We start from the raw sequence: 14,085 nt of genomic DNA on the forward strand, positions 1-14,085 counted from the left end.
GTGGGCAAGACTCCGCCGCCGGTAGGCGGCGCCGCCGCGCCGGTCGGGGGCAGGGCCGTACCGCCGATGGGCGGCCCCGGCGGGCCGGCCGGGGGCCGGGCGGCGCCGCCATCGGCGGGTGGTCGGGCCACTGCTCCGCCACCGGCGGGTGGTCGGGCTGCTCCGCCACCGGCGGGCGGCCGGGCGACTCCGCCACCCGCGGGTGGTCGCGCGACTCCACCGCCGGCCGGGGGCCGGGCCGCCGCGCCGCCGGTGGGTGGCGTGGCCGCACCTCCTCCCGGTGCGGTCGCACCGGCCGCTCGCGCCACCGCCCGCCGCCCCGGCGAGCCGCTCCGGCGCGGTACCGGTGAGCAGGTCGGGTTCCCGGGTGAGCAGGTCGGGTTCCCGGGTGAGCCGGCCGGGTACGGCTCCGGGGAGCGCCCCGCGCTGCGCCCGGGCGACGGCGGCGAGGAGCCGCCCGAGCGCGCGGGCCGGATCGTCGGCTTCGGCTCGCTACCGCGGCTGAGCCGTTCCAGGCAGATCCTGGTCCTGGCCGTGGCCGTCGTGGTGCTGCTCGGGGTGTTGCCGGTCATCCTGTTCGCCCGTGGCGCCGGCGCGGATCCGGTTGTCAAGAACCTCGACTCGCTCTCGCTGCCGGCCTGGGCGTCCGTGCAGCACGTCGACGCCTCGAGCGGCAGCCGCTGGTGCCTCAAGACCTGCCGGCTGCGGGAGCGGACCTGGCGCTCGAGCAAGTCGGCGAACGAGACCGACCCGGTCTTCGAGGCCGCGCTGAGCAAGGCCGGATGGGTACGAGAGCAGAGCTCGGGATGCCCGAAGCCCGGCACCGGCAGCTACACCTGCTGGCAGCGTGACCAGTACGCGCTGGATCTGTGGACCCGCAACGCGGCGTGCGACCTGAGTGGGGTGGCCCCCTCACCGGGAGCGCCGGTGCCCTCGCCGTCCCCGACGCTTCCGGGCGACCTGATACCGACCGCTACCGCGAGTGGGCCGCCGCCCACGTGCCCCGGAGCGCTGGTGACCGCGAAAGTGGTCAACCAGGTCGACAAGAACTGGCACGGTTAACCTCCGCCGGGCGGTCGCCGGGCACCGCGATCGGGGCGGCCGTAACGAGCACCGCCGTCACGCACGGTAGGGTCTGCCCGTTGGCGGAAGTGACCGTCGCCATCCGGTCGGGCTCGGCAGCCGGCCGCCCGAAAGAGCCGCTTACCCGGTCCGGCCAGGTGCCGGCCCGCGAGACAGAGGGGAGACAGGCGTGTCCGGTGGACAGATCGCGGCGCTGGTCGCCGCGGGTGCGTTCGCGATGCTCGTACTCGTGCTGGCGGTACCGATCCTGAAGTTGCGGCACACCGTGGACGCGGCCACCCAAGCGATCAACGACCTCACCGAGCGCACGGCGCCGCTGCTGGGCAACGTGAACACCACGGTCGAGGGGGTCAACACGGCTCTCAGCCAGGTGCAGACCTCGCTGGAAGGGGTCAATGTCCAGCTGGAGCGGCTGGATACGATCACCGGGCACGCGCAGATCGTCACCGCGAACGTGGCCAACCTGTCCACCGTGGTGGCCTCGGCCGCGTCCAGCCCCATCGTCCGGGTGGCCTCGCTGTCCTACGGGGTGCGCAAGGCGCTGGCCAACCGGCGGCGGGCGGACGAGGAGCAGCAGGTCCGCGACATGATCAAGCAGCAGCGCTCGGCCCGCAAGCGCGAGCGCAAGGCCGCCGCGAGCGGCTCCAATTAGGAGGGGTGAGCAGCGATGAGACGTCTACTGTGGCTCGGTGTCGGGCTGGCCGTCGGCGCGCTGGTCGTTCGCGCGGCGGCCAAGAAGGCCCAGGCGTTCACCCCGCAGGGCATGGCCGCCTCGGCGCGGGAAAGCGCTGGCGGTCTGGTCGATTCGGTTCGTAACTTTGTTGAGGATGTCCGCGAGGGCATGCGCGAACGTGAAGATGAGATCCACGCCGCCTTCGCCGAGGGCGAAACGTTGGATCTTGACCTGGAGGAAGGTAGCTACCGCTGATGAGGACCGCGGAGGTCAAGCGACGGTTCCTGGCGCACTTCGAGTCGAACGGACACACCGTGGTGCCCAGCGCACCGCTGCCGGCCATTGACGACCCCAACCTGCTGTTCATCAACGCCGGAATGGTGCAGTTCGTCCCTTACTTCCTCGGCCAGGTCACGCCGCCGTTCTCTCGGGCCACCAGCGTGCAGAAGTGCCTGCGCACCCCGGACATCGACGAGGTGGGCAAGACCAGCCGGCACGGCACGTTCTTCCAGATGAACGGCAACTTCTCCTTCGGTGACTATTTCAAGGAGCAGGCCATCGCGCTGGCCTGGGACCTGTCCACCAAGCCCCAGGCCGAGGGCGGCTTCGGGCTGGACGGTGACCGGCTCTGGGCCACGGTGTACCTCGACGACGACGAGGCCATCGACATCTGGCACAAGCAGATCGGCCTGCCGCTGGATCGGATCGTGCGGCGGGGAAAGACGGACAACTTCTGGTCGATGGGCATCCCCGGGCCGTGCGGCCCATGCTCCGAGCTGTACCTGGACCGTGGGCCGGAGTACGGCCGCGAGGGTGGGCCGGAGGTCGACGAGGACCGGTACATGGAGTTCTGGAACCTCGTCTTCATGCAGTTCGACCGCGGTCCGGGCACGGACAAGGAGAACTACCCGATCATCGGGGAGCTGCCCGCCAAGAGCATCGACACCGGCATGGGCCTGGAGCGCATCGCGTCGATCCTGCAGGGCGTGGACAACCTGTACGAGATCGACGAGGTGCGCCCGATCCTCGACCGGGCGGCGGAGCTGACCGGCAAGCGGTACGGCGCGAACTCCGGCCACGCGGCCAGCGAGTCCGCCCCGGACGACGTGCGGCTGCGGGTGATCGCCGACCACGTGCGCACCTCGCTGATGCTCATTGGCGACGGGGTGACCCCGAGCAACGAGGGGCGCGGGTACGTGCTGCGCCGCATCCTGCGCCGGGCGATCCGGTCGATGCGCCTGCTCGGCTGGAACGAGCCCGCGCTGCCCGAGCTGCTGCCGGTGGCCCGGGACTGCATGTCCCCGTCCTACCCGGAGGTGGCCGAGGAATACGGCCGCATCTCGCAGTACGCGTACGGCGAGGAGGAGGCGTTCCTGTCCACCCTGCGGCAGGGCACCACGATCCTCGACCTGGCCATCGACGAGACCCGGTCGGCGGGCGGGCGCACCCTGCCCGGGGACAAGGCGTTCGCGCTGCACGACACGTACGGCTTCCCGATCGACCTGACCCTGGAGATCGCGGCCGAGCAGGGCCTGGACGTCGACACCGATGGCTTCCGGCGGCTCATGGCCGAGCAGCGCACCCGGGCCAAGGCCGACGCGCAGGCCCGCAAGACCGGGCACGCCGACCTGTCCGCGTACCGGGAGGTGCTCGACGCCGGCGGGAAGGTGGACTTCACCGGGTACCACGAGGTGTCCCGGGAGACCCGGGTCCGCGCGGTGCTCTCCGGCGGCAACGGCCTGGCCGCGGCGCAGGAGGGCGAGACGGTCGAGGTGGTGCTCGACGCGACCCCGTTCTACGCCGAGGGCGGTGGCCAGCAGCCGGACTCCGGCGTGATCACGGTCGGCGGCGGCCAGCTCGAGGTGTTCGACGTCCAGTCGCCGGTACCGGGGCTGATCGTGCACCGGGGCCGGGTGGTGCGCGGCGAGATCCAGGTGGGCGAGGACGCGTTCGCCGAGATCGACGTGACCCGGCGCCGGGCGATCTCCCGGGCGCACACGGCGACCCACCTGGTGCACACGGCGATCCGTAACCTGGTCGGCCAGTCGGCGACTCAGGCCGGTTCGCTCAACGCCCCCGGGCGGCTGCGCTTCGACTTCAACACCCCCGGCGCCGTGCCGGCCTCTGTGCTCAACGACGTCGAGCAGCAGGTCAACGAGGTACTGGTCAACGACCTGGAGGTGCACGCGTTCATCACCTCGCTGGAGGAGGCGCGGGCCTCGGGCGCGATGGCCCTGTTCGGCGAGAAGTACGGCGACGAGGTCCGGGTCGTCGAGGTCGGCGACTACGCCCGGGAGCTGTGCGGCGGCACGCACGTGTCCCGCTCCGGGCAGCTGGGCCTGGTCAAGATCCTGCACGAGTCGTCCATCGGCTCCGGCGTGCGCCGGGTCGAGGCGCTGGTCGGGATCGACGCGTTCAGCTTCCTGGCCCGCGAGCACCTGCTGGTGTCGCAGCTGGCCGACGTGTTCCGGGTGCCGGTCGAGCAGGTCGGCGACCGGGTGCAGCAGGCGGTCGCTGCGCTGCGCGACGCGGAGAAGGAACTGGAGAAGCTGCGGGCTCAGCTGGTGCTGGGCAACGCGGCGGGGCTGGCGGACGCGGCGCGGGACGTGGCCGGGGTCGCCTACGTGGGGGCCGAGGCGCCGGAGGGCACCTCGGCGGGGGACGTACGCACCCTCACGCAGGAGATCCGCGGCAAGATCCCGGCGGCCCGGCCGGCGGTGGTCGCGCTGGCGGCCCGCTCTGGCGGCAAGGCGTCGCTCGTGGTGGCGGTCAACGGCGCCGCCCGCGACCGGGGCCTGTCGGCGAGCGACCTGGTCAAGGGCGCGCTGTCCGGTCGGGGCGGCGGCAACGCCGACCTCGCGCAGGGCGGCGGCGTACCGGCCGACGAGGCGCCCAGGCTGCTCTCGGCGATCGAGGCGCTGGTCGCCGGATGACCTCCGGCCCGGATCAGGACACGCGGCCTTGGCGGCGGGGTGTCCGACTCGGCGTTGATGTTGGCAAGGTCCGGGTCGGTGTGGCCCGCAGCGACCCGGACGGCATTCTGGCGAGCCCGCTCGTCACGCTGGCCCGCGACCTGACCACCGGTGACCGGCCGCCCACGGGCGGCCGGTCCACGCCGGCCGCGGCGGCGGCAACGCCTCCCGCACCGACCGCTCCGGCGCCGGCACTCTCCGCGCCTGGTTCGGCACCCTCCGTGCCGGCCGGGGTGCCCACCCTGCCCACCGACATCGCGGAACTCGCCTCGTTGGTGCGCGAGCACGAGGTGGTGGAGGTGGTGGTCGGGCTGCCGATCACCCTCGCCGGGCGGGAGGCACTGGCGGCCGCCGAGGTGCGGCGGTACGCGCAGGCGCTCGGGTGCGCGATCCAGCCCGTTCCCGTACGGTTGTCGGACGAGAGGATGACCACAGTGGTCGCCTCCCGTAGGCTGTCCGAGCGAGGCGTCCGGGGGAGGCGTCAACGAGCAGTTGTCGACCAGGTGGCCGCTGTGGAGATCCTGCAGGGCTGGCTCGACAACCAGCGGAGGCGAAGGTAATGATCGACGACCTGGACCTGGCGTTCGACGACGACTACGACCGCGGCCGGCACCGCCGTAAACGTCGCGGAGCCCGTGGTTCGGGAGGCGGCCCGCGCAAGCGTCGCCGTGGCCGCACCGTCGCCGCCCTCCTGATGACCCTGGTCCTGCTCGGCATTCTCGGCGGCGCCGGATGGTACGGCTTCGGCAAGGTGCAGGACTACTTCGCCGTCAAGGACTATTCGGGCCCGGGCACCGGTTCGGTGACGGTTCAGGTGTCGCCCGGAGACGGTGGCACCGACATCGGGAACAAGCTGGTCACCGCGGGCGTGGTGGAGAGCGCGAAGGCGTTCGTCAACGCGTTCACCGACAATCCGGACAGCCAGAACGTCGAGCCCGGCTTCTACAAGCTGCACAAGCAGATGAAGGCCTCGCTCGCGGTCAGCGCCCTGCTGGCCCGCGACGGCAACAACAAGCTGGTCAACAAGGTGTCCGAGACGGTGACCATCCCCGAGGGGCTGATCTCGTTGCAGATCTTCGACACGCTGTCCAAGGCGACCAACATCCCCGTGGCCGACTTCAAGAAGGCCGCCGCGAACCCGGAGGCGCTGGGCGTTCCGTCCACCTGGTTCACCCGGGAGGACGGCAAGCCGGTGCCCACTCCGCACTCCATCGAGGGTTTCCTCTACCCGGACACCTACGAATTCGATCCGGGCACGGACGCCACCACCATCCTCAAGACGATGGTCAACGGCTTCATCCAGGAGGCCACCAAGCTGGACTTCGTCGACACCGTCCAGCAGAAGTTCGGCATCTCGCCGTACGAGGGGCTGATCGCCGCGTCGATCGCGCAGGTCGAGGCGGTCCGGTCGCAGGACATGCCCGGCGTCGCCCGGGTGTTGTACAACCGGGCGTACAAGCCGGCGACGCAGACCCAGCAGGTGGGCCTGAGCTGCAGCTGCCTCCAGTTGGACAGCACCGTCAACTACTGGCTGCGGGTGACCGGCAAGGCGCCGCTGGAGTCCGGGGACCTCACCTACAGCCAGCTGCACGACACCAGCAACCCGTATGACACGTACGACAAGCCCGGCATGCCGCCCGGCCCGATCAGCAACCCGGGTGCCGACGCGCTGACCGGGGCGATGACCGCACCGTCGTCGAACAACTACTTCTTCCTGGCCATCGACAAGAACGGCACCACGGCCTTCGCCCCGACGTACTCGCAGTTCTGCGCCGACACCCAGAAGGCCAAGAACAACGGCGTGAACATCGGCGTCTGCACCCCCTGACGGCGGGCCGACCGAGCCCGGTGGCCCCGGCGTTGGAGGCTGCCGGGGCGGGACATGCCAGACTGGCCGGCATGGTCAATGAGGTCGGGCGGCGCGCCGCCGTGCTCGGCAAGCCGGTGGCGCACTCGCTCTCGCCGGTGCTGCACAACGCCGGGTACGCCGCGATCGGGCTGGCGGACTGGCGCTACACGGCGATCGAGTGCGCCGAGGCCGAGCTGGCCGACCTGGTGGCCGGCCTGGGCCCGTACTGGGCCGGGCTGTCGCTGACCATGCCGCTCAAGGAGGTGGCGCTGTCGGTCGCGGACCGGGTGACCCCGGTCGCCGCCGCGCTGGGCGCCGCCAACACTCTGGTACACGGGCCGGACGGCTGGCTCGCCGAGAACACCGACGCCCCCGGCATGGTCGACGCGCTGCGCTCGGCGGGGCTGACCGCGGTCGAGCGCGTAGCGGTGCTGGGCGCCGGGGGTACCGCCCGGGCGGCGCTGGCCGCCGGGGCCCAACTGGGCGCTCCCATGATCGACGTGTACGCCCGACGAGCCGAGGCAGTGGACCAGCTGCGCCCGGTCGCCGAGCGGCTGGGCGTGCTGCTGACCCACGTGGACTTCGCGCACGCCGACCGGGCCGGCTCCGCCGAATTGATCATCTCGACGGTACCGAAGGGGGTCGCCGACGCGGTACGGCCGGCCTGGCGGCCCGGTGCGGTGCTGTTCGACGCCCTGTACGACCCCTGGCCGACCCCGCTGGCCGCCGCCGCCCGGGCGGGGGGGCTGCGCATCGTGTCCGGCCTGGACCTGCTGCTCAACCAGGCGGTACACCAGTTCACCCTGTTCACCGGGCTGCCCGCCCCGGTGGCCGCGATGGATGCCGCATTGCGGGAGGCGGCCGCCCAGCGTTAGCCGGGCCCGCCCAGCGTGCCAGACTTGTGCGCGGAATCGCCGGAACGAAGGGTGGATCTGTGCTGCGCTGGTTGACCGCTGGGGAGTCCCATGGCCCGGCCCTGGTCGCTGTCCTGGAGGGGGTACCCGCCGGGATTGAGGTGACCAGTGCCGAGGTGTCCAGTGAGCTGGCCCGCCGCCGGCTCGGGTACGGCCGGGGTGCGCGGATGTCCTTCGAGCAGGACGCGGTCGAGTTCCTCGGTGGCCTGCGTCACGGGCGGACCCTCGGCTCGCCGGTGGCGATCCGGGTGGGCAACACCGAGTGGCCCAAGTGGGAGACCGTGATGGCGGCCGACCCGGTGGACCCGGAGGTCCTGGCCAGCCAGGCGCGCAACGCGCCGCTGACCCGGCCCCGGCCCGGCCACGCCGACCTGGCCGGCATGCAGAAGTACGGGCATGCCGACGCCCGGCCGATCCTGGAGCGCGCCAGCGCCCGGGAGACGGCGGCCCGGGTCGCCGTCGGCACGGTGGCCAAGGCCCTGATCGGCCAGGCGCTGGGCATCGAGATCGTGTCGCACGTCATCGAGCTGGGCAGCGTGGCGGTCAAGTCGGGCCTGGTACCCCGGCCGGAGGACGCCGCGCGCATCGACGCCGACCCGGTGCGCTGCCTGGACCCGCAGGCCAGTGCGCGGATGGTCGAGGAGATCGACGCCGCCAAGCGGGACGCGGACACCCTGGGCGGCATCGTCGAGGTGCTCGCCTACGGGGTGCCGCCGGGCCTGGGCAGCCACGTGCAGTGGGACCGCAAGCTGGACGCGCGGCTCGCCAGCGCGCTCATGTCGATCCAGGCGATCAAGGGAGTCGAGATCGGCGACGGGTTCACCCAGGCCCGGTCGCGCGGATCGCAGGCGCACGACGAGATCGCGCTGGTCGATGACGCCCCGGCCCGCCCCGGCGTCATCGCCACCGTGCGCCGGATGACCGACCGGGCCGGCGGCCTGGAGGGCGGCATCACCACCGGCGAGCCGCTGCGGGTACGGGCCGCCATGAAGCCGATCTCCTCGCTCAACCGGGCGCTGTCGACCGTGGACGTGGCCACCGGCGAGGCCACCACGGCGATCAACCAGCGTTCGGACACCGCCGCGGTACCGGCGGCGGCGGTGGTGGCCGAGGCGATGGTGGCGCTGGTGCTGGCCGAGGCGGCGACCGAGAAGTTCGGCGGCGACTCCGTCGCGGAGATGCGCCGCAACGTGGCCGGGTACCTGGACAGCCTGGTGATCCGGTGACCGGGCCGGGAGACGCCGAGCCGGGAGCCGACCGGCCGGTCGCGGTGCTGGTCGGCCCGCCGGGCGCGGGCAAGACCACGGTCGGCGAGCTGCTCGCGGAGGCGTTCGGGGTGCCGTTCCGGGACGTCGACGCCGACATCGAGGCGCTGGCCGGCAAGCCGATCCCGGAGATCTTCATCGACGACGGGGAGGATCACTTCCGCGCCCTGGAGCGGGAGTCGGTCGTCGCCGCGCTGGCCGGCTTCGGTGGGGTACTGGCGTTGGGCGGCGGCGCGATCATGGCCGAGGAGACCCGGCGGGCGCTGCGCGGGCACCGGGTGGTGTTCCTGTCGGTGGAGCTCGCCGACGCGATGCGCCGGGTCGGCATGGGCGCCGGTCGACCGCTGCTGGAGCTCAACCCCAGGGCCACCATGAAGTACCTGCTCGACCAGCGCCGCCCGCTCTACGCGGAGGTGGCCACGGTGACCGTGAAGACCGACGGCCGCACCCCCGAAGAGGTGGCGGCCGAGGTGCTGGAACAACTCAACGAGTAGCCGGGCCCCGGCGCTCGGACCGGTGCGGTGCGATGCCCGTGCCGGTGACCAGGATCAGCAGTAGTGGCAGCGACAGGTAGGCGGCGGCGGACAGCGCGCCGATGGTGAACAGGTACCCGACGCCGGAGACGACCAGCGCCGCAGCCGTGGCCCAGCCGGTGGGGGCCAACCAGCGGGGCAGCACCCGCCGGGGTCCGCTGAGCGCGGCCGCGGAAAGTGCGAGACCGGCGAGCACGAGCATCTTCACGCCGTCCAGGTGGTCGACCCAACCGGTCAGCGTGCCCGCCGTACCCGCGTCGCCCTTGGGTGCCACGGCGCCGGTCAGGTAGACCCCGAGCACGCACTGGACCAACGAGATGCCGGCCGCGGACAGGCCGGTGGCCAGCGCGGCCCGGGCCGCGCGGGGCAGGGTCCGGCGCGCGGCCCCGGCCAGGGTGAGCGCCACGATCGCCAGGAAGACGGCCGGCGCGCCCTCGGTCAGCAGGTACTGCGCGGTGGCCGCCGCCTCGTGCCCGGCCAGGCCGGCCAGCACCTGCCGGCCCGAGGACCCGACGGCGGTGGAGGCCGGCGCGACGAGCAGGCCGACCACCCAGGACACGGTGTACGCGGCGCCCGCCGCGACGGTCAGCGCACGCAGCGCGGGCCGGCTCGGAAGTGCGCTCGGGGCTTCGGTCGGGGCTTCGCTCGGCACCGCGAGGCCGGTGGGGGTCAGGGTGGTCGGCGGCTGGCCAGTCATGGTGGGGCTCCCGTCGCTTGGCGAGGACAAGTAGCTGAGAGGCTAATGCTATTAGCCTCACGCGTCAAGCAGGTATCGGCGGGCCGAGCCGGCCGCCGGTGCGCGCCGGGGCGGGGCCGCGCGGGCGATAGGCTCACCGGCGATGAACGACAGTGAGATCACCACCATCGAGGTCGGCGGCGAGCGGCCGTACCAGGTGCTCGTCGGTCACGACCTGCTCGGGGAGCTGCCGCCGCTGCTGGCGGGCGCCGCGCGGGCCGCCGTGCTGTACGCGCCGCCGCTGAAGGAGTACGCGGCCCGGGTCGCCGACGCCCTGCGCGCGGCCGGCATCGCGCCGCTGCCGATCGAGCTGCCCGACGCCGAGGCCGGCAAGACCATCGAGGTCGCCGCCCGCTGCTGGGACGCGCTCGGCCAGGCCGGATTCACCCGCACCGACGGGGTGGTCGGCGTGGGCGGCGGCGCGGTCACCGACGTGGCCGGCTTCGTGGCCGCCTGCTGGCTGCGCGGCGTACCGGTCGTCCAGCTGCCGGCCAGCCTGCTGGGCATGGTGGACGCGGCGGTGGGCGGCAAGACCGGGGTGAACACCGCGGCCGGGAAGAATCTGGTCGGTGCGTTCCACCCGCCGGCCGGGGTGCTGTGCGACCTGTCCACCCTGCGGACGCTGCCGCGGGTCGACCTGGTGGCCGGGCTGGCCGAGGTGGTCAAGTGCGGCTTCATCGCCGATCCCGCCATCCTCGACCTGGTCGAGGACGACCCCGACCGGCACCTGCGCGAGCTGGTCGAGCGGGCGGTCCGGGTGAAGGCCGACGTGGTGGGCAAGGACCTGCGCGAGTCGGGGCTGCGGGAGATCCTCAACTACGGGCACACGCTGGGCCACGCGATCGAGAAGCGGGAGCGGTACGCCTGGCGGCACGGCCACGCCATCTCGGTCGGGCTGGTCTACGCCGCCGCCCTGGCCCGGCTCGCCGGCCGGCTCGACGAGCCCACCGCCCTGCGCCACCGCACCGTGCTGGCGGGGCTGGGCCTGCCGGTCGAGTACTCGATCCGGGCCTGGCCGGAGCTGCACGCGGCGATGCGGGTGGACAAGAAGTCCCGGGGCAACCGGCTGCGCTTCGTCGTCCTGGGCGGCCTAGCCCGGCCGGAGATCCTGGACGCGCCGCCGGAGGACCTTCTGCGGGCCGCGTACGAGGAGGTGGGCATCGAATGAAGGTGTACGTGCTCAACGGGCCGAACCTGGGCCGGCTGGGGCTTCGGGAGCCCTCGGTCTACGGCTCCACCACCTACGCCGACCTGGTCGCCGACTGCGTACGCAACGGCAAGGAGCTAGGCCTGGACGTCGAGGTGCGGCAGACCGACGCCGAGCCGGAGATGCTCGCCTGGCTGTACGCCGCCGCCGACGAGCAGGCCGCCGTCGTGCTGAACCCGGGTGCCTGGTCGCACTACTCGTACGCGCTGCGCGACGCCTGCGCGATGCTGCGCGCCCCATTGATCGAGGTGCACATCTCCAACATCCACGCCCGGGAGGAGTTCCGGCACCACTCGGTGATCTCCGCGGTGGCCACCGGGGTCATCTGCGGGCTGGGCGTGGACGGCTACCGGCTGGCGCTCGCGCACCTGTCCCGCCGGTGACACCTGTCCCGCCGCTGGCCTGGGGGCGCCGCTACACTTGTGCGGTCCACAGGCGGAAATAGACAATCATGCGGTTAGGCGGGACATGGCCACCACGAACGACCTCAAGAACGGACTCGTTCTCAATCTCGACGGGGAATTGTGGTCCGTCGTGGAGTTTCAGCACGTCAAGCCCGGCAAGGGCGGCGCCTTCGTGCGGACCACGCTGAAGAACGTGCTGTCCGGGAAGGTCGTGGATCGCACCTTCAACGCCGGCACCAAGGTCGACACCGCGACCGTGGACAAGCGGAACATGCAGTACCTCTACGCCGACGGCGACGACTTCGTGTTCATGGACCTGGAGTCCTTCGACCAGCTGCCGGTGACGGGCGCCACCGTGGGCGAGGCCTCGAAGTACCTGCTGCCGGAGGCCGAGGTGACGGTCGCCACTCACGAGGGCGTGCCGCTCTACATCGAGCTGCCCACCAGCGTGGTGCTGGAGGTCACGTACACCGAGCCGGGCCTGCAGGGTGACCGCAGCACGGGCGGCAACAAGCCGGCGACCGTGGAGACCGGCGCGACCGTTCACGTTCCGCTGTTCGTTTCGACCGGTGAGAAGATCAAGGTCGACACCCGCGACGGCCGTTACCTCGGTCGCGCCTGATCCATGGCCGAGGGTCCTAAAACGCCGATGCCCGCGCGTCGTAAGGCGCGCAAGCGCGCCCTGGACGTGTTGTACGAGGCGGATCTGCGTGGCGCGCCGATCGACGAGGTACTGAAGTCGTCGGTCAGCCGCATCGAGGGTCCCCGGCCCAGCTACCTGGACTACGCGATCTCGCTGGTCGAGGGGGTCGCGGAGCACCTGAGCCGGATCGATGAGCTGGTCGCGAGCTACGCCGAAGGCTGGACACTGGAGCGGATGCCGGCGGTAGACCGCAATCTGGCCCGGGTGGCCGTCTTCGAGCTGCTCTACCGCGACGACATCGACGACGCGGTGGCCATCAGCGAGGCGGTCGAGCTGGCCCGGCAGATCTCCACCGACGACTCGCCCCGGTTCCTCAACGGCGTGCTCGGCCGCATCGCCGAGTACGCCACGCGCTGAGCCTCAACCGCTGATCCCGCGCCCCACCCGCTGACCCCGCCGGCCTCGCCGTAGCGGGGCCAGCGGGGTGTGGCAGATCACGCGAACAGTGAACGGGGGTCGGTGACCAGGACCCCGTGCTCGGTGAGCCGCTCGACCAGGCCGGACGGCGACGAGTCGTAGACAATGGCGAGCGCGCGCAGGTCGTCCGCGCGGATCGAGAGCACCCGGCCGTTGTAGTCGCCGCGCTGCTGCTGGATGGCCCGGGCGTACTTGGCGACGTAGGACAGGTCGGCGTCGGTCTGGTCGTACAGCTTCTCGAGGTCGAGAACGATCTTCCCGGCGGACTCGTGACGAACGCCACTCCCCTCGGGCAGCAGTTCGGCCACTGGTACCCGATAGAAGTCGGCCAGTTCGGCCAGCCGGGACACGGTGACGGCGCGGTCACCGCGCTCGTACGAACCGACCACGACGGCCTTCCAGCGCCCTGCTGACTTCTCCTCCACACCCTGCAGGGACAGGCCCTGCTGCTGGCGGATGGAGCGCAGGCGGGCGCCCAGGGACTTGGCGTACTCAGAGGGCATGTGGACACTCCCAGTCACTGGCTCCGGGCCTCTCCCCGGCGATCGCTACGGAGCGTGACCGTAATCGGGAAGCGACACTTGGTCAAGTGTTGTGACCTTCCCGTTTCGCGATCTGCGCTGCTGGTAGGCTCGCCGCAGTCGTTCCACGCCTGGTGATCCGGCGTGTGAGCAGTCCCGACATCCTTTAAGGCCCGTCCCGTGAGGCGGGGAAGGAGGTCCGCCTTGGCGTACCCATCCTCAATCGGCGAGACCGACACTGGCGGTACGGCCGCGACCGGCCAGGTCGCCGCCAAGATTGTCGTAAACGGTGCTGATCTGGCCCGAATCGTCGACCGGATAGCCCACCAGATCCTGGAGAAGACCGGGGGCGCCCGCGACTGCGTGCTGCTCGGCATCCCCACTCGCGGCGTACCGCTGGCCCACCGCCTGGCCGCCCGGATCGAGGCGTTCGAGGGCGTGCTGCCCCCAGCGGGTGCGGTGGACATCACGCTCTACCGCGACGACCTGCGGCTGCGCGGCACCCGCGCGGTCGGGCACACCGACCTGCCCACCGACGGCATCGACGGCAAGCAGGTGATCCTGGTCGACGACGTGCTGTTCTCCGGGCGCACCGTGGGCGCCGCCCTGGACGCGCTGAAGGACCTCGGCCGGCCCCGGCTGGTCCAACTGGCCGTGCTGGTCGACCGGGGACACCGGGAGCTGCCGATCCGGGCCGACTATGTGGGCAAGAACATCCCGACGGCGCTCACCGAGAACGTGCGGGTCCGGCTGGCCGAGACTGACGGCGGCGACGAGGTCCGGCTGGAGGCGACGGCGTGACGGAGAA

16 protein-coding genes are annotated in these 14,085 nt (G+C 72.0%); 14 read left to right on the forward strand and 2 right to left on the reverse strand.

Translation table 11 applies throughout. From position 1 onward, the window contains the following. Positions 1-261: 261 nt before the first annotated feature. The 9 genes from ABEA87_RS41235 to ABEA87_RS41275 all read left to right on the forward strand — a co-directional run bounded on the left by ABEA87_RS41235 (position 262) and on the right by ABEA87_RS41275 (position 9,250). Positions 262-1,062 carry a hypothetical protein gene (locus ABEA87_RS41235; protein ID WP_345639231.1) on the forward strand — a complete coding sequence of 267 codons (801 nt, stop codon included), beginning with the start codon at positions 262-264 and terminating at the stop codon, positions 1,060-1,062. Positions 1,063-1,252: 190 nt separating this feature from the next. Beyond that, on the forward strand, positions 1,253-1,735 hold the full coding sequence (locus ABEA87_RS41240) for a DUF948 domain-containing protein (protein WP_345639232.1): 483 nt from the start codon (positions 1,253-1,255) through the stop codon (positions 1,733-1,735). Between the two features lie 15 nt (positions 1,736-1,750). Then, the gene (locus ABEA87_RS41245; protein ID WP_345639233.1) at positions 1,751-2,011 is read left to right on the forward strand and encodes a hypothetical protein; all 261 of its coding nucleotides are present in this window, start codon (positions 1,751-1,753) and stop codon (positions 2,009-2,011) included. Beyond that, on the forward strand, positions 2,011-4,689 hold the full coding sequence (gene alaS / locus ABEA87_RS41250; RefSeq protein ID WP_345639234.1) for an alanine--tRNA ligase: 2,679 nt from the start codon (positions 2,011-2,013) through the stop codon (positions 4,687-4,689). The genes ABEA87_RS41245 and alaS overlap by 1 nt, the downstream gene beginning before the upstream one ends. Continuing rightward, entirely contained in the window at positions 4,686-5,288 is a 603-nt protein-coding gene (gene ruvX, locus ABEA87_RS41255) for a Holliday junction resolvase RuvX (RefSeq protein ID WP_345639235.1), read from the forward strand. Before alaS ends, ruvX begins: the two co-directional genes overlap by 4 nt. Next, complete coding sequence (mltG, locus tag ABEA87_RS41260; RefSeq protein ID WP_345639236.1) at positions 5,288-6,556, forward strand: endolytic transglycosylase MltG; 1,269 nt, start codon at positions 5,288-5,290, stop codon at positions 6,554-6,556. The genes ruvX and mltG overlap by 1 nt, the downstream gene beginning before the upstream one ends. Before the next feature lie 71 nt (positions 6,557-6,627). Continuing rightward, a complete protein-coding gene (locus ABEA87_RS41265) occupies positions 6,628-7,452 on the forward strand; it encodes a shikimate dehydrogenase (RefSeq protein WP_345639237.1) in 825 nt (274 codons plus the stop codon). A gap of 59 nt (positions 7,453-7,511) precedes the next feature. Then, entirely contained in the window at positions 7,512-8,717 is a 1,206-nt protein-coding gene (aroC, locus tag ABEA87_RS41270) for a chorismate synthase (protein ID WP_345639238.1), read from the forward strand. After that, positions 8,714-9,250, forward strand: coding sequence for a shikimate kinase (locus ABEA87_RS41275; protein WP_345639239.1), 537 nt, complete (start codon positions 8,714-8,716; stop codon positions 9,248-9,250). Before aroC ends, ABEA87_RS41275 begins: the two co-directional genes overlap by 4 nt. Here the strand turns inward: ABEA87_RS41275 and ABEA87_RS41280 are convergent. Beyond that, positions 9,240-9,986, reverse strand: coding sequence for a hypothetical protein (locus ABEA87_RS41280; protein ID WP_345639241.1), 747 nt, complete (start codon positions 9,984-9,986; stop codon positions 9,240-9,242). The two genes, ABEA87_RS41275 and ABEA87_RS41280, sit on opposite strands and share 11 nt — an antisense overlap. Before the next feature lie 142 nt (positions 9,987-10,128). On the opposite strand from ABEA87_RS41280, the gene aroB reads away from it, so the two are divergent. The 4 genes from aroB (at position 10,129) to nusB (ending at position 12,696) form a co-directional block, all read left to right on the forward strand. Further along, positions 10,129-11,193 (forward strand): 3-dehydroquinate synthase, encoded by a 1,065-nt coding sequence (aroB, locus tag ABEA87_RS41285; protein ID WP_345639242.1) that lies wholly within the window; start codon positions 10,129-10,131, stop codon positions 11,191-11,193. After that, entirely contained in the window at positions 11,190-11,615 is a 426-nt protein-coding gene (aroQ, locus tag ABEA87_RS41290) for a type II 3-dehydroquinate dehydratase (RefSeq protein ID WP_345639243.1), read from the forward strand. The genes aroB and aroQ overlap by 4 nt, the downstream gene beginning before the upstream one ends. 85 nt (positions 11,616-11,700) lie before the next feature. After that, on the forward strand, positions 11,701-12,258 hold the full coding sequence (gene efp, locus ABEA87_RS41295) for an elongation factor P (protein WP_345639244.1): 558 nt from the start codon (positions 11,701-11,703) through the stop codon (positions 12,256-12,258). 27 nt (positions 12,259-12,285) lie between these two features. After that, positions 12,286-12,696 (forward strand): transcription antitermination factor NusB, encoded by a 411-nt coding sequence (gene nusB / locus ABEA87_RS41300; RefSeq protein ID WP_345639245.1) that lies wholly within the window; start codon positions 12,286-12,288, stop codon positions 12,694-12,696. Positions 12,697-12,773: 77 nt separating this feature from the next. On the opposite strand, the gene bldD is transcribed toward nusB, so the two are convergent. After that, on the reverse strand, positions 12,774-13,259 hold the full coding sequence (bldD, locus tag ABEA87_RS41305) for a transcriptional regulator BldD (RefSeq protein ID WP_345639246.1): 486 nt from the start codon (positions 13,257-13,259) through the stop codon (positions 12,774-12,776). 294 nt (positions 13,260-13,553) lie between these two features. Between bldD and pyrR the strand changes: the two genes are divergently transcribed. Then, positions 13,554-14,078, forward strand: coding sequence for a bifunctional pyr operon transcriptional regulator/uracil phosphoribosyltransferase PyrR (gene pyrR / locus ABEA87_RS41310; RefSeq protein WP_425571046.1), 525 nt, complete (start codon positions 13,554-13,556; stop codon positions 14,076-14,078). Positions 14,079-14,085: the final 7 nt, after the last annotated feature.

Origin of the sequence: Rugosimonospora acidiphila (assembly GCF_039543385.1) — a bacterium.
Classification (GTDB): Bacteria; Actinomycetota; Actinomycetes; order Mycobacteriales; family Micromonosporaceae; genus Rugosimonospora; species Rugosimonospora acidiphila.